Below are 18,885 nucleotides of genomic sequence, written 5' to 3'. Positions count from 1 at the left end.
CGCCATGGCATCGACCATCACTTCACCGACCTCGTCGGACGATCGGGTCTCCAGCCGGTCCGTGGGCGCGCGATTGCTCAGCCGGCCCGAGATCGGCTCGCTCGTCGGCGCGGCCGTCATCCTGGTGTTCTTCCTGATCGCGGCGCCGCCGTTCCGCAACATCGACAACACGGGCACGATCCTGTACCAGGCCGCACTGATCGGTGTGATGGCGGTGCCGGTCTCGCTGCTCATGATCGGCGGCGAGTTCGACCTGTCGGCGGGTGTCGCGGTGACGACGTCCGGCCTGACCGCGGGCATCTTCGCCTACCAGCTCAGCGTGAACGTCTGGATCGGCGTCGTCGTCGCCCTGGTGCTCTCGCTGACGATCGGCGCGTTCAACGGCTGGCTGTTGATGCGGACGGGGTTGCCCAGCTTCCTGGTGACGCTGGGCACCTTCTTCATCCTGCAAGGCCTGAACATCGCGGTCACCCGGTTGACCTCCGGCGCCGTCGCGTCGAACTCGATCGGTGACATGGACGGGTTCGGTGCGGCGAAGGCGCTGTTCGCGTCGGAGTTCAAGCTCGGTGGGGTCACCGTCAAGATCATCGTCGTCTGGTGGGTCGTGTTCGTCGCGATCGCCGCCTGGGTGCTGCTGAAGACGCAGATCGGCAACTGGATCTTCGCGGTCGGCGGCGACGCGGCGGCCGCGCGGGCAGTCGGCGTGCCGGTGAAGAAGGTCAAGATCGGGCTGTTCATGGCGGTCGGATTCTTCGCCTGGTTCACTGGCATGCAGTTGTTGTTCAACTCCAACGGTGTCGTGCAGTCCGGTGAGGGCGTCGGCAAGGAGTTCCTCTACATCATCGCGGCGGTCGTCGGCGGCTGTCTGCTCACCGGCGGGTACGGCTCCGTGGTGGGCGGGGCGGTCGGGGCCCTGATCTTCGGGATGGTCCAGCTCGGCGTCGTGTACGCCGGCTGGAACCCGGACTGGTTCAAGGCTTTCCTCGGTGCGATGTTGCTGCTGGCAACCATCGTCAACCTCGTCGTCAAGAACCGGGCGGAGGCACGATGACCACCACGGAATCGTTCGCCGCCGATGCATCGTCCAGCCCGAACACACCGATCGTGATGCTGGACGACATCGGCAAGAGCTACGGCAACATCAACGCCCTGCGCGGGGTGTCGCTGTCGGTCCGGCAGGGCGAGATCACCTGCGTGCTCGGCGACAACGGCGCGGGCAAGTCGACGCTGATCAAGATCATCGCCGGCCTGCACGACTACACCTCGGGCCGGATGTCGGTGAACGGCCAGGAGCGGCACTTCTCCTCGCCGCGGGAGTCGCTCGACAGCGGTATCGCGACCGTCTACCAGGACCTCGCGCTGGCACCGCTGATGTCGGTCTGGCGGAACTTCTTCCTGGGCAACGAGATCACCAGGGGACCGTTCCGGCGGCTCGAATCGGCGAAGATGAAGCGGATCGCGCAGGAGGAGCTGACCAAGATGGGGATCTCGATCCCCAATCTCGAGCAGCCGGTCGGGAAGCTGTCCGGCGGCCAGCGACAGTGTGTGGCGATCGCGCGGGCGATCCATTTCGGCGCCAAGGTGCTGATCCTCGACGAGCCGACGGCCGCTCTCGGCGTGAACCAGTCGGGCGTCGTGCTGAAGTACGTCGTGAAGGCGCGCGACGCCGGGATCGGGGTCATCTTCATCACGCACAACCCACATCACGCCTACCTGGTCGGCAACCACTTCGTCGTACTGAAGCTGGGCCGGGTCGCGCTCGACACGCACCGGGCCGACATCACCCTGGAGCAGCTGACCACGGAGATGGCCGGCGGGTCGGAGCTGGAAGCGCTCAGCCACGAACTGCGGGACATCAACCCCGAGGTCGTCGTGGACAATGACGGTAAGGGCGAGGAGGGGATATGACCGATCTCCGGGTCGGCATCGTCGGTGTCGGGGTGATGGGCGCCGACCACGCCGAGCGCATTGCGCGGAAGACGTCGGGCGCGCGACTCGTCGCGGTCTCCGACGCCGACCAGGCACGGGCCGAGGCGCTCGCCGCGAAGCTGTCGGAGGCGGCCACTGAGCGGCCTGGGAAGTCTGTCAGCAGCGGCCGCCACTCGGGCGGGACGGCGGCGGATGCCGACGGCACTGTCCGGGTTGTCGAGAATCCGCTGGAGCTGATCGCCGCCGAGGACGTCGACGCGGTGATCATCGCCTCGCCGGGGTTCGCGCACGCCGAGCAGTTGCTCGCCTGCCTGGAGCACGGGAAGCCGGTGCTGTGCGAGAAGCCGTTGACCATGGACGCGGCCTCGTCGCTGCAGGTCGTCGAGGCCGAGCACAAGCTCGGCCGGCAGCTCATCCAGGTCGGGTTCATGCGGCGGTTCGATCCGGAGTACGCCGCTCTGAAGAAGCTGCTCGACTCGGGTGAGCTCGGCCGGACGCTGCTCCTGCACAACGTTCATCGGAACAAGTCGGCGCCGCCGATGTTCCAGAGCGAGATGATCGTGCGGGATTCGATGGTGCACGAGGTCGACGTCGCCCGCTGGTTGTTCGGCGAGGAGATCACCCGGATCACCGTGCACACCCCGAAGCCGTCGAGTCTTGTCGGCCTCGGCGTCCTCGATCCGCAGCTGGCCGTGTTCGAGTTGGCGAGCGGCGCGATGGCCGACGTCGAGGTGTTCGTGAACTTCCAGGTCGGGTACGAGGTTCGGTGCGAGGCGGTGGGCGAGCGTGGGAGTGCGACGATCGGACTCGGGTCAGGCGTGTTCGCGCGTGCCGACGGGCGGTGGGGCGGCGCGATGCCGGCCGACTTCCGGGTCCGGTTCGAGCAGGCCTACGACCTGGAAGTACAACGCTGGGTCGACGCCGCGGCCCGCGGCGAGATCGACGGGCCGAGCGCCTGGGACGGGTACGCGGCGGCCGTCGTCTGCGAGGCCGGCCTTGAGTCGCTGAGCAAGGGTGGACCCGTCGACGTCGTTCTGGCCGACCGCAACACAGTCCTCGGACAAAATCCCAGCAGTGAGGAAGCATCGTGAGTACTGACATCAAGCGCATCACCCACCTTGTCGGTGGCAGCTCGTGGACGGGCGTGGCCGAGCGGACCAGCAGCGTCTACAACCCTGCGACGGGTCAGGTCACCGGCGAGTTGGACCTGGCGTCGGCCGCGACCGTCGACGAGGTCGTCAAGGTCGCCCACGAGGCCTCCAAGGCCTGGGCGCAGACTTCGTTGACCAAGCGGGCCCAGGTCCTGTTCGCGTACCGCGAGCTGGTGAACCGGGACAAGGAGCGGATCGCGGCGATCATCACCGCCGAGCACGGCAAGGTGCTGTCCGACGCGCTCGGTGAGGTGACCCGCGGGCTCGAGGTGATCGAGTTCGCCTGCGGCATCCCGCACCTGCTCAAGGGCGGATTCAGCGAAGGCGTGTCGACCAAGGTCGACGTGTACTCGATCCGTCAGCCGCTCGGCGTCAGCGCGGTCATCTCGCCGTTCAACTTCCCGGCCATGGTGCCGATGTGGTTCGTCCCGATCGCGGTTGCCTGTGGCAACAGTGTGGTGATCAAGCCGTCCGAGAAGGACCCGTCCGCGGCGAACGCGATGGCCGAGCTGTGGAAGGAGGCCGGTCTGCCGGACGGCGTGGTCAACGTCCTGCACGGCGACAAGGAGGCCGTCGACCGCCTGCTCGAGCACCCTGACGTCAAGTCGGTCTCGTTCGTCGGCTCGACCCCGATCGCCAAGTACGTCTACGAGAACGGCACCAGGAACGGCAAGCGGGTGCAGGCCCTCGGCGGTGCGAAGAACCACATGATCGTGCTGCCGGACGCGGACCTCGACCTGGCCGCGGACGCAGCGGTGAACGCCGGCTTCGGTTCGGCCGGCGAGCGCTGCATGGCGATCTCCGCGCTGGTCGCGGTCGAGCCGATCGCGGACGAGCTGATCGGCAAGATCAAGGACCGGATGGCCAAGCTGAAGACCGGCGACGGGACGCGCGGCTGCGACATGGGTCCGCTGGTCACGGGTCCGCACCGCGACAAGGTCTCCGGGTACGTCACCGCCGGCGTCGAGGAAGGCGCCGAGTTGGTCGTCGACGGTCGCGAGGGTGACTTCGACGGCGCGGACGACGGGTTCTGGCTCGGTCCGACGCTGTTCGACAAGGTGACCCCGGAGATGTCGATCTACACCGACGAGATCTTCGGCCCGGTCCTGTCCGTCGTCCGTACGCCGTCGTACGACGCGGCGCTCGACCTGGTGAACTCCAACCCGTACGGCAACGGCACGGCGATCTTCACCAACGACGGCGGCGCGGCGCGGCGGTTCCAGAACGAGGTCGAGGTCGGGATGGTCGGCATCAACGTGCCGATCCCGGTCCCGATGGCGTACTACTCGTTCGGCGGCTGGAAGAACTCGCTGTTCGGTGACACGCACGCACACGGCACCGAAGGCGTGCACTTCTTCACCCGCGGCAAGGTCGTCACCTCACGCTGGCTGGACCCGTCCCACGGCGGCATCAACCTCGGCTTCCCGACGCACGACTGAGCCCGTCAAGCAGGTGCGCCGCCGCCAAGCCTCTCCTGGGCGCGGTCGGCGGTGTCCCTGCCCACGAGTGAAAGCAGCCGTTTGGGTGTAGCTTCGAAGGCAACCCCCGGGGCATGAGGAGTACCGCGGCGTACGGCAGGCCGTTGGCCCGTGCGATATCAGCGATCTTCAACCTTCGGGAGTGCGTCATGTCGAAGAACAAGGGCGGACGTGAGGTCCGCAAACCCAAGCAACCTAAACAGCCGAAGGCGAAGCCGGCCGACAGCGCGGTCATCCCGCCCACGAAGCAGGCGCGGAAGTAACCGCCGCCGACCGCCGTTGACCGATGGAACGAGGTTGGGTAGCTTCTTGAGGGCGTCGTGAGGACGCGCCGAGACTCGCCGGAAGGCTGGAAGCCACCTCACGTTCCGTCAGGTTGTGCCACTGACGCTCTCTTGTGGCCCGTGCGAGTCCGGGCGCGAGAGGATGCGTTGTGAAGCTGCTGTCTGATCGGCCGAATATCGAGTTCCTGCGCAAAGAGGCCAAGGATCTCCTCGTGGCACTGCGCGAAACCACGCCGTCCGCGACGCTGGCGGATGCCCAGCGCGCGCTGGCGGGCGAGTACGGACTGCGCGACTGGCCGGCGTTGAAAGCTGAAGTCGAACGCCGGCTCACGGCGACACCGGCCGCGCCAGCCGGGTTGGCCGACGCGTTGGCCGAATCGTTCGGCCTCGGCGCCGTGATCGGCCGGCCCCGACCTGTCGCGTTCACAGCGATGGGCAGATGCTGGGACTTGGCCACCGACTGTGGACGGTGGTTGGCGGTGACAGTCTTCGACTGGATCACTGACGAGCAGGCAGAGCTCGGCGCTCGACTGCGCGATGCCGCGGGGGCGGTCGGGGTGGCGGCGCCGGTCGCCGTACGGAGTCCGCAGGGGCGGCTGGTCGAGAGCGTGCGGGGTGAGAACTGGCGCGTCCACGAGTGGCTCGAGGTAGGGCCGTCGCCCGCGTTGCCCGTGTCCGCGGCGGTGGCTCGGCGGGCGGGTGCGGCGTACGGGAAGCTGCATGCGCTGGCGATCCCGAGCGAAGTGCCGATGAATCCGTACGTCGTCTGGCGGCGACCCGAGTCCGAGTGGGACAAGCTCCTCGAACGGGCGCGAAATGCCGGCAAGCCGTGGGCCGATCGGCTCGAGGCGATGCTGCCGGTGTGGTTTGATCTGCAGGCGATCGAGGCCGACGTCGACCCAGGGGAACTCATCCTCTGCAACAGCAATCTGATCCCGACGCATGTGCGGCTGGGGCGTGACGACGAGCTGATCGTGATGGAGTGGGATTTCGCCGGCTCGATGACGCCCGCGCTGGAGCTGGGGGCGGCGCTGACGCAGTGGGTGATGCGGCCGGCGATCAACCGCAAGGCGCTGGCGGCGTTCCGGGAGGGGTACGGCGACTGGCCGGCGATGGACCTGTCGTCGTTCGGTGTCGCCATCACCGGCTGGCTGAACTGGACGTACAACTCGATCTGCGAGGCGATCGACCCGCAGGACCCGGACCATGCGGACTTCGCCGAGCGGGAGGCGATCGGGGTGCTGGACCGGCCGATGACCCGTGCGGGCCTCGAGCAACTACTTGAGGTTTGAGAGCAGGGCGGCCGCCGGTTCGGACAGGTCGCCGTGGAGGAGTTCGGTCCGGTGGACCAGGCGCGGGGTGGTCAGCGGGACGGTGTGGGGCGCGTCGGCCGATCGTGGGAGGACGGCCAGGCCCTGGCCGCTGGCGATCAGGGTCAGAAGGGTGTGGAGGTCGGTGCCGGCGTAGGTGAAGGCCGGCGGGAAGCCGTCCGAGCCGGTGGCTGCGCGGAGGACCGGGAGTGGCGCGGCGATGTCGGGTGCGTCGATCCAGCGGGCGTCGGCGAGGTCGCGGAGGGAGAGACCTCGCCGGCCGGCCAACGGGTGATCGTTGGGGAGGGCAACGACCAGGTCGTCCTGTGCCACCGCGGTGGTCTGCGGGTGCACGGTGTCCGACAGCCGCAGCGGATCACTCGGCGCAGCCACTCCGTCGACGAGCCCGATGGCGAAGGTCCCGGCGGCCACGCCCTCCACCACCTCGTCCCGGCCACAGACAGTCAGCGTGACCTCGGTCCCCGGGTGCGCACGTCGTACCTCGCGCAGCGCCGTCGCGAGCGTTCCACCGAGGGTGGCGAGCGGGGTGGTTGCGACGGGGAGAGCGGTCGGCGGTTGGGCGACGGTCCGGCGTACGTCGGCTCGGGCGGTGGCCAGGCGGAGCAGGATGGGGGCGGCGTGCTCGAGGAGTCGTTCGCCGGCCGGGGTCGGGGTGACTGGGCGGCGGCGAAGCAGCGGCGTACCCAGGTCGTTCTCGAGCGCGGAGATGTGCTGGGAGACGGCTGACTGGGTGTAGCCGAGGCGCTCCGCGGCGGCGGAGAACGAGCCGCATTCGGCGACGGTCACGAACGTCCGCAGCAGATGAGGATCCACGCACATCAGTATCGCTTATCGACGGTGCAGAGATCATCGTTGGCGCTGATACCGCCCGAGCGGTGAGGATGAGAGCCATGAACGCTTACTCAGGACGCATCGCTCTCGTCGCCGACCGCTCGCCGCATGTCCGCTCGCACGTCCGCGTACCGGTGCTCGTCGACCGCCTCCGCGACCGCGACAACCTCGACTTCGACGTGTACTGGATCCCGACCGACCAGGCGGACGAGGCGCTCGAAGGCTTCGACGGGATCTGGCTGCTCCCCGGCAGCCCGTACCGCAGCGAGGCGGGTGCGATCACCGCGATCCGGATCGCTCGCGAGAACGGCATCCCGTTCCTCGGCACGTGTGCCGGGTTCCAGCACGCCATGCTCGAGTTCGCCCGCAACGTCTGCGGGGCCACGAGTGTGCAGCACGGCGAGCGCAACCCGGACTCCGACGACCTGCTGATCGTTCCGCTCGCGTGCTCGCTCGACGGTCACGAGGGCGCGATCCAGGTGACGCCGGGCACCCGTGCGGCCGCCCTGCTGGGCGTCGAGCGGTCGATGGAGCGCTACCACTGCTCGTACGGTCTGAACAGCACCAGGCTCGATCTGCTTCGCGAGCACGGGCTGGTCTTCAGCGGGTACGACGACGACGGCGATCCGCGCATCGCCGAGCTGCCCGACCACCCGTTCTACCTGGCCACCCTGTTCCAGCCGGAGCTGGCCGGCGACGGCACGCGACCGCACCCGTTCATCCAGGCGTTCGCGCATGCGGTCGCCGACCGCAGTGCTCAGACCGCCGAAGCAGGTCGCGGAGTCATCCCGGCCGCCACGTAGCAGGCGTCGATCAGCTCCATCGTCGCCAACGCGTCGTCGACGTCGGTGAGCACCGGCGCGCCGTTGCGGATGGCGCCGGTGAAGGCCTCCAGCTGATACGTGTACGAGGTACGTGTGCCGCGGTGCTCGACCCAGGTGTCCTCCTTGGTCGTCACCACTACCCGGTCGTCGCGCTGCGGCAGCACGTAGAACGGGGCGAAGGCCTCACCCCGGCTGCCGACGACCTTCAGGCTGAACTCGACGCTCTCCGCCGCCATGCTGGTCCGCACGGCACCGGTCGCGCCGTTCGGGAACTCGAGGTCGGCGTTGAGCCACTCGTCGACACCGGGCAGCCGCTTCCGCTCACCTGCGCGCGCGCTGACGAGCTTCGGCGCGCCACCGGCGTACGGCGCGAACATGCGCTGCGCGTGCAGTGCATAGCAACCGACGTCCATGACCGCACCGCCGGCCAGCGACAGCGACCAGCGCGGGTCGTCCTCGGCCGGTGGGGGCATCACCATGGTGGCCTCGACGTGCTGCAGATCGCCGAGCTCGCCCTTCGCGACGAGCTCCTGCAGCCGACGCATCACCGGGTGGTACGCGTAGTGGAACGCCTCCATGAACACCAGTCCGGACGACCGGACGGCGTCGCGCACCTGGAGCGCCTCCGCGGCGTTGCTGGCCGACGGCTTCTCCGTCAGCACATGTTTGCCAGCGGCAAGTGCCTTGAGGTTCCACGGCCCGTGCAGGCCGTTGGCCAGCGGGTTGTAGATCGCTTCGACCTCGGGGTCGTCCAGCAGGTCCTGGTACGTCGCGTGCACGCGTTCGACCCCGTGCTCGGATGCGAAGGCCTCGGCGCGGCCGGCGTCACGCGCGGCCACGGCGACCAACCGGGCGCCGGTCAGCTTGGCGGGCTCGACGATGGCCCGGCCCGAGATCCGGGCGGCACCGAGGATCCCGATGCGCAGCGGTTCCATGCCTTCTCCTTCGGGGGGTCGGCCGCACAGGCGGCGTACGGGGCGGTTCGTCCAAGGGGAGTGTGTTCCGCCGGTAAGGGTAGCCCTCAGCGCCGACGGGGAACGCGCCATCCTGCCTGACGATCACCCCGCCCGCACAGCGGCTGCCCGTGATCCGGACTCGGTTCACGCAACGTTCACGCGTTTCTGTCGTGTGTCCGGCGCCGTCCGGCGTGCTCGACGAGCGCCTGATGCAGCTGGTCCGGGCGCCAACGCTCTGTGACGGCGGAGCGCAGTAGGTCGGCCTGGGACTGCGGAGCCAGCCCGCCGATCGGCTGGTCGCGATCGAGATTGGTCGGGAACGCGTAGCCCTCGGCCGTTGCCGCGATCACGTTCTCGACCGCCATCGGATCGGTCTGTGCGAGCAGGGCGGGATAGACCGCTTCTGTCATCCGGGCCCGGTCGATGCTCTCCATTGCGCGACCGAACGCCGACGAGACCTGCAGCAGGTTCGCCATCCGCTTGATGTCGCTCGAGTGGTTGCTCCCGGCAGCGTGGAACAGCGCCGGGTTGAAGAACACCGCGTCGCCCTTCTCCAGCGGCAGCTGCACGTGGTTCTCCGCGAAATGCGCCTGGAACTCGGCCCGCCGGTACGCCAGGTAGCCCAGCCCGTACTTCTGCGAGTGCGGCAGATACAACGTCGGCCCCGACTCCACCGGCATGTCACAGTGTGCGACCGCGCCCTGCAACGTCAGCACGGACGACAGCCGATGCACATGCTCCGGGTACTGCGCTGCCACCTCGTCCGACTGGAATCCCAGGTGGTAGTCGCGGTGGACGGTCTGCCCCTCGCCGCCCGGGTTCACCACGTTCACCTGCGAGGTGACCTGGTACGCCGGGCCGAGCCAGGCGGCCGACGCCAACGCGAGCAGGTCGTTCGCGTAGTACGCCGTGAACACCTCGGGGGCACCGACCGCGAGCTTCTCGAGCGCGTTCCAGACCCGGTCGTTCGCGCCCGGCTTCGCGAAGTGGTCGCCCGCCGCGGTGCCGGACTTGTGCTGCTCGTCGATCAGCCGGTTGAACTCGATGGTCGCGGCATCGATCACATCGTTGCTGAAGGCACCTTTCAGTACGACGATCCCCGGGCCGTCGGCGAACGCCCGGACGAATTCGGTCTGCACTGCGCGTGGATCCGCTGCCCGGATCTGTACGGCGTCGTACACCGGCACTTGCTGCTCGACGGTCGCGGCGTGCGGGTAGTCGGCCGGATCGGTCTGGTCCTTGAGCACGCTCAGCAGCTCGTCGAGCCGGGCGTCGGCGGGGTTCAGCCACATGGGATGGCTCCTTTCGGTCGACATTCTAGATTGGGGGCTGGTTGAAGGGTGGCCGTCCGGCCGGCCCCGAGCAGCCTGCACCCGATCACGCCGTTCAACCTGCCCAGCTGAGCACCTGCCCCCGCTCGACCAGCCGAGCCCGCAGTTTCTCCATATCCACCTCTTGTACGTCGGTCTGCGCGCGGAGCGACTGCACCGCGGCAACCGCGGCGGACTCCGCGAGGACGCAGAAGACGGGCTCCATGCGCGTCGCGGCGTACCCGATGTGGGAGGCGGACAGGCACACCGGGACCAGAAGGTTGCCCAGCTGCTGTGGAGTGATGGCACGGTAGGGAACCGGGTACGGCCGACCTGTGCCCAGGTGACCGCCGATGAACATGTCGCCCTCCGTGGCTACGCCTAGCTGACCGGATGCGTTGCGGCTGGCGATCCGTCGTACCGGATAGACGTCTACACCGAACAGAGCGAGGCCGATGCTGTCCGGTGGCTCGGTCTGGTTGATCACGTCCGCGTGGGTGATCGTGTACTGACCTTCCAGCCGTCGGCACACCCGGATGTACAGCTGCGGCGGCCAGCCCTCTGTCTCCGGGAAGACGCTCCCGTCCAGGCCGTACGCCGCTGTCTCTGCACGAAACGCTGCGGGCACACTCGGGTCCGTGGAGAGGAAGTGGTGGAGTCCACGCAGATAGTCGAGGTGCTGACGCCAGATGCGTGAGCGCACGTCCCAGCTGCCGTCCTGGTACTCGCGGCTCAGTCCCAGGGGAGCGTTGGTGATCAGCGAACCACGCTGGTAGTTGTACTCGCCTGAGTTGAGCCAGCCGGGGAAGATGCCGGACAGGTCGTCCGCGTGCTGCAGGTATCGGCGGACGAGCTCGTAGTCGGCGGGTGAGTAGCCGTCGGGTGGGGTGATCTCCACGCGGTTCTTTGGATCAGTGGTCACGTAGAAGCGGTAGTTGTAGGCCTGCGTGTAGTCATCGCCTGCACCCGTCGGAAAGCCATGGTCCTGTTCGACCAGCGGTAGTAGCCCGCTGGTGCTGTCGCCAGGCACGACGTACGGGTCGATCGGAGTCCAGTTGGTGACCGGACGGACTCCTGCGATCTCTTCGCCGAAGACGTCCTGGGACTCACGTCCGGTTCGGTACGGGACGCCGGCGAGGGCCATCAGGTCACCCTCGTACGACGCGTCGATGAAGAACTTCGCCTGGATCTCGCGATCGAGATGAGAGTCGGCGGCCGGGACGCCCCACCGGTCCGGCGGCGATGTCTCGAGTTGGACGGACGTGATCCGGTTGCCGGTGCGCGACACCGATCGCACGCGGCGTTCGAAGATCACCTCGATGCCGGCCGCGGCGATCCAGTCGTGGAACGCCCGCATCACGTCGTACGGGTGATTGCCGAAGCCGAACACCACGTCCCGCGTCAGCCCACCCGCGGCGGCCGGGATCGGGCAGTCCTGCGCCGGCTTGATCCCCGCACCGAGCATGCCGCCGAGCCAGCGACTCGGCTCGATCAGCACCACCGACGCGCCTTCCTGGTACGCCGTCATCGCCGCGACACAGCCGGCGGCGGTTCCTCCGAAAACGCAGACGTCTGTCATGCCATGCACTCTGCAAGCTGGAAGGCCTCCTTAAAATAGTGGTTCTGAGCATGCCCATGTACTTTCTTGTCATGCTCGAGTTGGACGGTTACCTCCTCGCGCCGTCCCGGCCGCAGTTCAGCCTGCCCTTCGACACCTATGACACCTGGTGCCTGCTGCTTCCGATCGCCGGGTCCTTCGACTACGGGATCGGCGACGCGCAGGGGACCGTCAAGTTCGGCGACATCGTCGTCTGCCCACCAGGTGGCACGCTTCACCGCCGCATGCGCACCCGGACGTCGTTCTTCCATGCCCGTTTCACCACCGAGCTGGAGCCACCACCCGGCCGCACCCGAGTCCGCGACCTCGATCGCCTCCGCGGCAACCTCGCCTTGCTCGGCAACTCCGACACCGCGATCGCCACCCACGTCGTCACCGACCTGGTCCTGATGCTCCGCCGAACCCGCTTGCCGCAGGACCCACTGGTCCACAGCGCGATGACGTACCTGCAGGAGCACTACGCCTCACCAGACGTGTCGTTGACCGAGTTGGCAGCCTCCCTGGGCATCAGCCCGTCGCAGTTGTCCCGGCGCTTCCGCACAGCCCGCGGTATCACCCCGGTTTCGTATCTGCGCGACCTCCGCCTGCAGCAGGCGCGTGAACTGCTGGCCGAGACCGATCAGACGCTGCAGGTCATCGCCGAGCACACCGGGTACCGCAGCGCGTTCTACCTCAGCCGGGTGTTCAGCGCGCAGACGGGCCACTCGCCGTCGGAATACCGCCGTACCACTCGCGTCTGATGCGGTCGGGTGGTGGAGCGGAGTTCCCTGGCGCAGACTGGATCGCTCTGGCCCCAACTGTCGAAGGGGATTGACGATGCGCACAGACCACGGGCTGCCGGTAGTGCGGCTGGGACTGATCGGAGCCGGCCGGATCGGCACGATGCACGCCGGCAACCTCGCCCGGCAGGTGCCCGGCGCCGAGCTGGCGGCGATCGCCGACACCAGGCCGGAGGCGGCCGGGCAGCTCGCAGCGCGGTACGACGCGCAATCCCTGACCGTCGACGAGCTGCTGAAGGATCCCGAACTCGACGGTGTGGTGATCACCTCGCTCGCGATCGCGCACTCCGAGCTGATCACCCGCGCGGCCGAGGCCGGCAAGGCGGTCTGGTGCGAGAAGCCGGCCTCGCTGACGCTGGCCGAGATCGATCAGGCGATCGCCGCGACCGACCGCGCGGGTGTGCCGTTCCAGGTCGGCTTCAACCGGCGGTTCGCGAAGGACTTCGCGGCGGCGCACCGGACGATCGAGGACGGCGGTATCGGGACGCCGCGGCTGATGCGCTCGATCACGCGCGACCCCGGCGGTCCTGGCGGACTGCGGTACGCGGACCGGATCCCGCAGTGGACGATCTTCCGAGAGACGCTGATCCACGACTTCGACGTGCTGCTCTGGCTGAACCCTGGCGCGCGGCCGGTCGAGGTCTACACGACGGCGGATGCGCTGATCGCGCCGGAGTACAAGGACGCCGGACTGCTCGACACCGCGGTCGTGGTGATCACCTTCGACAACGGGGCGATCGCGACGGCCGAGGCGAACTTCTCGTCGTACTACGGGTACGACGTGCGCGGTGAGGTCTTCGGCAGTGAAGGCATGGTGGTGGCCGGTCAGCTCGCCAGTAGCCCGATGGCGCACTACAACGCAGCCGGAATGCATCAGCAGACGCTGCGTAGTGACGAGGAGATGTTCCACGACGCGTACGTGCAGGAGCTCGCTGACTTCGCGGAGGTGGTGCGGACGGGCGGAGTACCCGCGGTGACCGGGCAGGACGCGCGTAACGCCTTGCAGATCGCGCTGGCGGCGATGGCGTCGTACGAAGAGCACCGGCCGGTGCGGATCTGATCAAATCCGGGTGGTGGGTCGACGGAATCGGGTCCAGCCTTCAGGATGTGCCCATGAGTACCGTCCAGGTCCAGGTCGATCGGAACAGCCGTACGCCGTTGCACGTTCAACTGGCACAGCAGCTCGAAGCGGCCATCCAGGGCGGTGAGCTGCCGGTCGGCTCCCGGCTGAGCAACGAGGTGGATCTGGCCGAGGCCTACGGACTCAGCCGGCCAACAGTGCGGCAGGCGATCGCCCGACTGGTCGACCAGGGCCTCCTGGTCCGCAAACGCGGCGTCGGCACGCAGGTCGTCGGGAACTCGGGTCAGGTGCGCCGGTCGCTCGAGCTGACCAGCCTGTACGACGACCTCGCCGCAGCGCACCGCAAACCCGAAACCGAGGTACTGCGCTTCGGCGTCTCGCCAGCGACCGCAGACGTAGCCACTGCACTGCAATGCGAGCAGGGGGACCGGGTGCTGCGGCTGGAGCGACTGCGCCGTGCAGATGGCGAGCCGCTGGCGCTGATGCGCAACTGGCTGCCGCCGGACCTCCTGGAGACCGACCCGACCACGCTGGCCGAGCGAGGGCTCTACCAGCTGCTGCGGGCCGAGGGCGTCCGGCTGAAGGTGGCGCACCAGACGATCTCCGCGATCCCGGCAACACCGGAGCAGGCGCGGATGCTGTCGGAGGAGCCGGGCTCACCACTCCTGGCGACCACCCGCATCACGTACGACGACCACGGCCAGCCGGTCGAGTACGGCTCCCACCTGTACCGTGCGAGCCGATACTCCTTCGAGCACACGCTGGTCCACCGCTAGGAGACCCGTGGCGGGTACACCCACTGCTTGCTGCGAGCAATCTGGGTGAGTTGTGTGATCGACAGGATCGGTGCGGGCCGGCTGTGCTCGACACCCTGGTCCTTCGGTGCGTTGTAGTTGCTGAGGCTGATCTGCCGCCCGTCCGGGTAGAACACCTCCACTGTGGTCACCGCGATGCCACCGGGGTTCTCATCGGCGTAGAGCGGCCGGTTGGCGTAGGCGACGTACACCGTGCCGTCCGGCTCGACGGTGCAAGCGCCGGCCGGGGATCCGTTGCAGTCGGTGTTCGGCTGTGCGGTCATCATGTCGACCGTCAGCAGTCCGCCACCCTTGCCGTCGTCGAGCACTACGGACAGCGTGCCGTCGTCAGAGGTGGCGGCCTTCGAGCGGTGAAGGCTCTTGGGTAGCAGGGTGGCCAGAGTCTCCGCGGGAGTCACCGCGCGCGTCAGGTGATGGGCACGGGGCGGGGCGGCGGGCTCCACCGCGGGCGCTGCGCCGTGCTGGAGGAGTTGAGTGCTGCCGACGATGATGCCGACGGTCGCCAGTACGGCGGCCGCGCCGGACAGGCCGGCCAGTGCGGTCCGGCGGCGGCGCAGGACCTTGCCGCGACGGATGCCCCGGGCAACCAGCTCGGGAGTGGCCGGCTGGAGGTCCTCGGTGGCCCGCCGCATCAGGTCGGGGAGGCTGTCGTGAAGGTCGGTCATGGTGCTCCCAGCTCAATGTGCGGTCAGGTGGACGGCCTCGTCGCCGAGGACGGCCCGTAGGCGGCTCAGAGCGCGCGACGTACGCGTCCTGATCGCACCGGTGTTCTTGCCGAGGTCCTGCGCGACCTGCTCGGTACTGCGGTCCTCGAAGTACCGCAGTACCAGCACAGCGCGGTCCAGCGGGGACAGCTCTTCCAGCGCCTGCAGCAACGACAGGCGCAGCGCGTGGTCGCCCGGGTGGTCTGCCCGGTCGGGAGTCCGCTCGACCGGCCGCTCGGTGGAGCTCCTGCGCCGCCGCTGGGAGATGTAGGTCCGCGCCAGCACGGTCTGGGCGTACGCCGCCGGGTTGTCGGCCTGCTCCACCCGCCGCCAGGCCCGGTACAGCTTGGCCAGCGTCTCCTGGACCAGGTCCTCGGCCAGGTGATGCTCACCGGCGAGCAGCCAGGCAGACCGGTACAGCTGCGGCGTCCGCGCTCTGGCGAACTCCTCGAAGTCCTGTGTAGACCGTGTCAAAGCACCCTCCCGAGGTCCCTTACACGGTTCGACGCCACGAGTCGGGATTCTGTTACCGCTCGATTGCAACAAGATGCAACTTTCTGGACCGGTCGTGAGCCGATGGATACGGTGAGTGAGCCATCGGCGTGTCACGGTTGTCCACAGGGCGGCTGACGCGAGTGGCGCCGGGTGCCCCGCGGTTGAAAGGATGGTCGCGCATGGTGACCGCGTGGTCGCCAGACGGGACATACACGGGGAGATCGATGACAGCGGACAGACTCGACGCGCACCGATCCGGGTGGGACGGTGCCATCGAGTTGATCGACGCCCAGGTGCGCGACGTCGTGCGCCGCGAAGGCATCGACCCGCTCCGCGATCCCGGTTCGGTGAGCGCGATCGTCGCCCTCGTCGTCAAGGAGTACGACGAGCGCAGCCTGACCGGTGTCGTCCCGCCGATCGGTGACGTGGAGGCCGTCAGCCGGGAGGTGCACGACCGGGTCGCGGGCTTCGGGCCGCTGCAGCGCTACCTGGACGACCCGAGCGTCGAGGAGATCTGGATCAACGAGCCGAGCCGGGTGTTCATCGCCCGCGAGGGCCGGCACGAGCTGACCACCACTGTCCTGACCGAGGAGGAGGTCAGCGACCTGGTCGAGCGGATGCTGAAGACCACCGGCCGCCGGATCGACGTGTCGCAGCCCTTCACCGACGCCCGGCTGCCGGACGGGAGCCGCGTGCACATCGTCCTCGGCGGCATCACCCAGCGGTATGCGGCGATCAACATCCGCAAGTTCACCGTGCGCGCCACCCGGTTGACCGACCTCGTCCAGCTGGGTTCGCTGACGCCGCACGCAGCCGCGGTGCTGGAGGCATCCGTTGCCGTCGGCCTCAATGTGCTCGTCTCCGGCGGCACCCAGGCCGGCAAGACCACGATGCTGAACGCGCTGGCCGGTTCGATCCCGGGCAGCGAGCGGGTGATCAGCTGCGAAGAGGTCTTCGAGATCAAGCTGCCGATCCCCGACTGGGTGTCGATGCAGACGCGCCAGGCCGGTCTCGAGGGCACCGGCGAGGTGCGGCTGCGCGACCTGGTCAAGGAGTCGCTGCGGATGCGGCCGTCCCGGGTGATCGTCGGCGAGGTCCGCGGCGAGGAGTGCCTCGACCTCCTCCTCGCGCTGAACAGCGGCCTCCCCGGCATGTGCACCATCCATGCCAACTCCGCCCGCGAGGCGCTGATCAAGATGTGCACGCTCCCGCTCCTCGCCGGTGAGAACATCGGCTCCCGGTTCGTGCTGCCGACCGTGGCGGGCTGCGTCGACATCGTCGTACACCTCGGGATCGCGGCGGACGGACATCGGCGGGTGCGGGAGATCGTCGCGGTCACCGGACGGGTCGAGGACCAGGCGATCGAGACCGAGTCGCTCTTCGTGACGTACGACGGGTATCTGCGGCGCGCCGAGGGGCATCTGCCGCATCCGGAGCGTTTCCAGCAGGCGGGGTACAACGTCGCCGGGCTGCTGACCGAGTTGCCGCGGAGCGTCGGCTGATGGGACTCCTGATCGGGCTGTTCTTCGGTGTCGGCCTGCTGCTGATCATCGCGGCGTTCGTCGCGCCGTCCGAGGCGCCGGCCGGCACGGACGGGCGGCTGCGTGGGAAGAGCCGCGAGTTGCTTGCCAGCGCAGGGATCGAAGGGCTGACGCCGGGTGCGTTCATCGGCGCCTGCGTGATCACCGCAGTGTCCGGCTTCTTGCTGATGTTCCTGGTGTCCAAGGCTTTGCCGATCGGCGCGGTGTTCGGGCTGATGGCGGGCTGGTTGCCGATCGCGCTGGTGCGGGCCAGGGCGCGTCGGCGGCTGGCCGAGTTCCGGGAGTTGTGGCCGGACGTGGTCGACAACGTCGCGTCCGCGGTCCGGGCGGGGTTGTCGTTGTCGGAAGCCTTGGCCCAGGTGGGCGAGCGAGGGCCGTTGCCGTTGCGAGAGCCGTTCCGCCGGTTCGGTGCGGACTACGCGTCGACCGGCCGGTTCGCCGAGTCGCTCGACCGGTTGAAGGCGCGGCTGGCGGACCCGGTCGGTGACCGCGTGGTCGAGGCGCTGCGGATCGCGCGCGAGGTCGGCGGTGGCGATCTCGGCCGGCTGCTGCGGTCGCTGTCGTCGTTCCTGCGCGACGACGCGCGGACCCGGTCCGAGCTCGAGTCCCGGCAGTCGTGGTCGATCAACGGGGCCCGGGTGGCGGTGGCCGCGCCGTGGCTGGTGCTGGCGATGCTGTCGTTCCAGGGCGATGTGATCCAGCGGTACAACACGCCGATGGGCGCGCTGATCATCGGGGCGGGCGCGGTCATCTGCGTGCTCGCGTACCGGTTGATGCTGCGGATCGGCCGGTTGCCGGAGCCCGAGCGGGTGCTGCGATGAATCCGATGCTGCTCGGCGGTTTCCTCGGTGCGTTGCTCGGTGCGGGGCTGCTCGTCGTCGTACTGCGGCTGCCGTTCCTTCGCAAACCCACTGTGGACGAGCGGATCTCGCCGTACCTGCGGGATCTCGGGGCGCCGGACGTCTTCGTCGGCGTCGTGGACTCGCGGTCGCCGTTCTACGCGATCCTGCGGTTGTTCGGTCCGTCGCTGCGATCGGCCGCGGCCCGCCTGGAGCGGATCCTCGGCGGGGCGAACACGATTCGCCGGCGGCTGCAGCGGGCCGGGATCGAGCGGACGGTCGAGGAGTTCCGGATCGAGCAGTTGCTGTGGGGGACGCTGGCGTTCGGCGCCGGTCTGGTCATCTCGATCGTCTCCGTCGCGCTCAACCTGGGGAATCCGGTCGGCATGATGGTGTTCTGCGTGATTCTCGGTGTCCTCGGAGTGCTTGCCCGGGACACCTATCTGACGTCACAGGTGCGCCGGCGCGAGCGCCGGCTGCTGGCCGAGTTGCCGACCGTCGCCGAGCTGCTGGCGCTGTCGGTGGCGGCAGGAGAGGGTCCCGCCGCGGCGCTGGACCGGGTGACGCGATCCTGCCGGGGCGACCTGGCCGACGAACTGAAGCGTGTCCTGGCGGAGACCAGGGCGGGGGAGACACTGGTCCGCGCGCTCGACGCGCTCGCGGACCGCACCGGGTTGCTGGCGCTGTCGCGCTTCGCGGACGGGCTGGCGGTGGCGCTGGAGCGCGGCACCCCGCTGGCCGACGTACTGCGGGCGCAGGCCGGCGACATCCGGGAAGCGGGGCGCCGCGAGCTGATCGAGTCCGGTGCGCGCCGCGAAGTAGCCATGATGGTGCCGGTGATCTTCCTGGTCCTCCCGGTGACCATCGCCTTCGCCTTCTACCCGGGCGCTGTCGGAATCCGGCTGATCGCCGGATGAAT

Annotated in this window: 18 protein-coding genes; 12 read left to right on the top strand and 6 right to left on the bottom strand. The window is 68.6% G+C overall.

From position 1 onward, the window contains the following. The first annotated feature begins 4 nt into the window (after nt 1-4). The 5 genes from ACIA58_RS28530 to ACIA58_RS28510 all read left to right on the top strand — a co-directional run bounded on the left by ACIA58_RS28530 (nt 5) and on the right by ACIA58_RS28510 (nt 6,134). Nucleotides 5-1,051 (top strand): ABC transporter permease, encoded by a 1,047-nt coding sequence (locus ACIA58_RS28530; protein WP_396406872.1) that lies wholly within the window; start codon nt 5-7, stop codon nt 1,049-1,051. Then, a complete protein-coding gene (locus tag ACIA58_RS28525; RefSeq protein WP_396406871.1) occupies nt 1,048-1,908 on the top strand; it encodes an ATP-binding cassette domain-containing protein in 861 nt (286 codons plus the stop codon). Before ACIA58_RS28530 ends, ACIA58_RS28525 begins: the two co-directional genes overlap by 4 nt. Then, complete coding sequence (locus ACIA58_RS28520) at nt 1,905-3,020, top strand: Gfo/Idh/MocA family protein (RefSeq protein WP_396406870.1); 1,116 nt, start codon at nt 1,905-1,907, stop codon at nt 3,018-3,020. The genes ACIA58_RS28525 and ACIA58_RS28520 overlap by 4 nt, the downstream gene beginning before the upstream one ends. After that, complete coding sequence (locus ACIA58_RS28515) at nt 3,017-4,519, top strand: CoA-acylating methylmalonate-semialdehyde dehydrogenase (protein ID WP_396406869.1); 1,503 nt, start codon at nt 3,017-3,019, stop codon at nt 4,517-4,519. Before ACIA58_RS28520 ends, ACIA58_RS28515 begins: the two co-directional genes overlap by 4 nt. Before the next feature lie 472 nt (nt 4,520-4,991). Beyond that, the gene (locus tag ACIA58_RS28510; RefSeq protein ID WP_396406868.1) at nt 4,992-6,134 is read left to right on the top strand and encodes a hypothetical protein; all 1,143 of its coding nucleotides are present in this window, start codon (nt 4,992-4,994) and stop codon (nt 6,132-6,134) included. On the opposite strand, the gene ACIA58_RS28505 is transcribed toward ACIA58_RS28510, so the two are convergent. Then, the gene (locus tag ACIA58_RS28505; RefSeq protein ID WP_396406867.1) at nt 6,120-6,986 is read right to left on the bottom strand and encodes a LysR family transcriptional regulator; all 867 of its coding nucleotides are present in this window, start codon (nt 6,984-6,986) and stop codon (nt 6,120-6,122) included. The two genes, ACIA58_RS28510 and ACIA58_RS28505, sit on opposite strands and share 15 nt — an antisense overlap. Before the next feature lie 77 nt (nt 6,987-7,063). Here ACIA58_RS28505 and ACIA58_RS28500 point away from each other — a divergent pair, with 77 nt between their 5' ends. Then, nucleotides 7,064-7,807 carry a hypothetical protein gene (locus ACIA58_RS28500; protein WP_396406866.1) on the top strand — a complete coding sequence of 248 codons (744 nt, stop codon included), beginning with the start codon at nt 7,064-7,066 and terminating at the stop codon, nt 7,805-7,807. Here the strand turns inward: ACIA58_RS28500 and ACIA58_RS28495 are convergent. The 3 genes from ACIA58_RS28495 to ACIA58_RS28485 form a co-directional block, all read right to left on the bottom strand. Continuing rightward, a complete protein-coding gene (locus tag ACIA58_RS28495) occupies nt 7,762-8,763 on the bottom strand; it encodes a Gfo/Idh/MocA family protein (protein WP_396406865.1) in 1,002 nt (333 codons plus the stop codon). The two genes, ACIA58_RS28500 and ACIA58_RS28495, sit on opposite strands and share 46 nt — an antisense overlap. Before the next feature lie 176 nt (nt 8,764-8,939). Next, a complete protein-coding gene (locus tag ACIA58_RS28490; protein ID WP_396406864.1) occupies nt 8,940-10,076 on the bottom strand; it encodes a phytanoyl-CoA dioxygenase family protein in 1,137 nt (378 codons plus the stop codon). A gap of 94 nt (nt 10,077-10,170) precedes the next feature. Continuing rightward, nucleotides 10,171-11,673: an FAD-dependent oxidoreductase gene (locus ACIA58_RS28485; RefSeq protein ID WP_396406863.1), complete on the bottom strand. Its 1,503-nt coding sequence runs from the start codon at nt 11,671-11,673 to the stop codon at nt 10,171-10,173. A gap of 71 nt (nt 11,674-11,744) precedes the next feature. Between ACIA58_RS28485 and ACIA58_RS28480 the strand changes: the two genes are divergently transcribed. The 3 genes from ACIA58_RS28480 to ACIA58_RS28470 all read left to right on the top strand — a co-directional run bounded on the left by ACIA58_RS28480 (nt 11,745) and on the right by ACIA58_RS28470 (nt 14,348). Continuing rightward, entirely contained in the window at nt 11,745-12,452 is a 708-nt protein-coding gene (locus tag ACIA58_RS28480) for a helix-turn-helix domain-containing protein (RefSeq protein ID WP_396406862.1), read from the top strand. A 76-nt stretch (nt 12,453-12,528) separates the two neighbouring features. Continuing rightward, entirely contained in the window at nt 12,529-13,551 is a 1,023-nt protein-coding gene (locus ACIA58_RS28475) for a Gfo/Idh/MocA family oxidoreductase (protein ID WP_396406861.1), read from the top strand. Nucleotides 13,552-13,604: 53 nt separating this feature from the next. Continuing rightward, nucleotides 13,605-14,348: a GntR family transcriptional regulator gene (locus ACIA58_RS28470; RefSeq protein WP_396406860.1), complete on the top strand. Its 744-nt coding sequence runs from the start codon at nt 13,605-13,607 to the stop codon at nt 14,346-14,348. Here the strand turns inward: ACIA58_RS28470 and ACIA58_RS28465 are convergent. Both ACIA58_RS28465 and ACIA58_RS28460 read right to left on the bottom strand, forming a co-directional pair. Beyond that, nucleotides 14,345-15,052 carry a hypothetical protein gene (locus ACIA58_RS28465; RefSeq protein WP_396406859.1) on the bottom strand — a complete coding sequence of 236 codons (708 nt, stop codon included), beginning with the start codon at nt 15,050-15,052 and terminating at the stop codon, nt 14,345-14,347. The genes ACIA58_RS28470 and ACIA58_RS28465 overlap by 4 nt on opposite strands. Nucleotides 15,053-15,064: 12 nt before the next feature. Next, entirely contained in the window at nt 15,065-15,565 is a 501-nt protein-coding gene (locus ACIA58_RS28460; protein WP_396406858.1) for a SigE family RNA polymerase sigma factor, read from the bottom strand. A 245-nt stretch (nt 15,566-15,810) separates the two neighbouring features. On the opposite strand from ACIA58_RS28460, the gene ACIA58_RS28455 reads away from it, so the two are divergent. Genes ACIA58_RS28455 through ACIA58_RS28445 form a run of 3 tightly spaced genes read left to right on the top strand, consistent with a single transcriptional unit; the run spans nt 15,811 to nt 18,883 of the window. Continuing rightward, complete coding sequence (locus ACIA58_RS28455; RefSeq protein ID WP_396406857.1) at nt 15,811-17,088, top strand: CpaF family protein; 1,278 nt, start codon at nt 15,811-15,813, stop codon at nt 17,086-17,088. Then, nucleotides 17,088-17,948, top strand: a complete 861-nt coding sequence (locus ACIA58_RS28450) for a type II secretion system F family protein (RefSeq protein ID WP_396406856.1) — start codon at nt 17,088-17,090, stop codon at nt 17,946-17,948. The genes ACIA58_RS28455 and ACIA58_RS28450 overlap by 1 nt, the downstream gene beginning before the upstream one ends. Further along, complete coding sequence (locus tag ACIA58_RS28445; protein ID WP_396406855.1) at nt 17,945-18,883, top strand: type II secretion system F family protein; 939 nt, start codon at nt 17,945-17,947, stop codon at nt 18,881-18,883. Before ACIA58_RS28450 ends, ACIA58_RS28445 begins: the two co-directional genes overlap by 4 nt. The last annotated feature ends 2 nt before the right edge of the window (nt 18,884-18,885 follow it).

This window comes from Kribbella sp. NPDC051586 (assembly GCF_044453965.1).
Lineage (GTDB): Bacteria > Actinomycetota > Actinomycetes > Propionibacteriales > Kribbellaceae > Kribbella.
The sequence above is the reverse complement of the archived record's forward strand: the minus strand, read 5'-3'. Positions and strand labels throughout refer to the sequence as shown.

What these genes read in the sequence shown, in the direction of transcription:
- ACIA58_RS28530 (WP_396406872.1), top strand. Translation starts at nt 5, where the DNA reads ATGGCATCGACCATCACTTCACCGACCTCGTCGGACGATCGGGTCTCC.
- ACIA58_RS28525 (WP_396406871.1), top strand. Translation starts at nt 1,048, where the DNA reads ATGACCACCACGGAATCGTTCGCCGCCGATGCATCGTCCAGCCCGAAC.
- ACIA58_RS28520 (WP_396406870.1), top strand. Translation starts at nt 1,905, where the DNA reads ATGACCGATCTCCGGGTCGGCATCGTCGGTGTCGGGGTGATGGGCGCC.
- ACIA58_RS28500 (WP_396406866.1), top strand. Translation starts at nt 7,064, where the DNA reads ATGAACGCTTACTCAGGACGCATCGCTCTCGTCGCCGACCGCTCGCCG.
- ACIA58_RS28495 (WP_396406865.1), bottom strand. Translation starts at nt 8,763, where the DNA reads ATGGAACCGCTGCGCATCGGGATCCTCGGTGCCGCCCGGATCTCGGGC.
- ACIA58_RS28490 (WP_396406864.1), bottom strand. Translation starts at nt 10,076, where the DNA reads ATGTGGCTGAACCCCGCCGACGCCCGGCTCGACGAGCTGCTGAGCGTG.
- ACIA58_RS28485 (WP_396406863.1), bottom strand. Translation starts at nt 11,673, where the DNA reads ATGACAGACGTCTGCGTTTTCGGAGGAACCGCCGCCGGCTGTGTCGCG.
- ACIA58_RS28480 (WP_396406862.1), top strand. Translation starts at nt 11,745, where the DNA reads ATGCTCGAGTTGGACGGTTACCTCCTCGCGCCGTCCCGGCCGCAGTTC.
- ACIA58_RS28475 (WP_396406861.1), top strand. Translation starts at nt 12,529, where the DNA reads ATGCGCACAGACCACGGGCTGCCGGTAGTGCGGCTGGGACTGATCGGA.
- ACIA58_RS28470 (WP_396406860.1), top strand. Translation starts at nt 13,605, where the DNA reads ATGAGTACCGTCCAGGTCCAGGTCGATCGGAACAGCCGTACGCCGTTG.
- ACIA58_RS28465 (WP_396406859.1), bottom strand. Translation starts at nt 15,052, where the DNA reads ATGACCGACCTTCACGACAGCCTCCCCGACCTGATGCGGCGGGCCACC.
- ACIA58_RS28455 (WP_396406857.1), top strand. Translation starts at nt 15,811, where the DNA reads ATGACAGCGGACAGACTCGACGCGCACCGATCCGGGTGGGACGGTGCC.
- ACIA58_RS28450 (WP_396406856.1), top strand. Translation starts at nt 17,088, where the DNA reads ATGGGACTCCTGATCGGGCTGTTCTTCGGTGTCGGCCTGCTGCTGATC.
- ACIA58_RS28445 (WP_396406855.1), top strand. Translation starts at nt 17,945, where the DNA reads ATGAATCCGATGCTGCTCGGCGGTTTCCTCGGTGCGTTGCTCGGTGCG.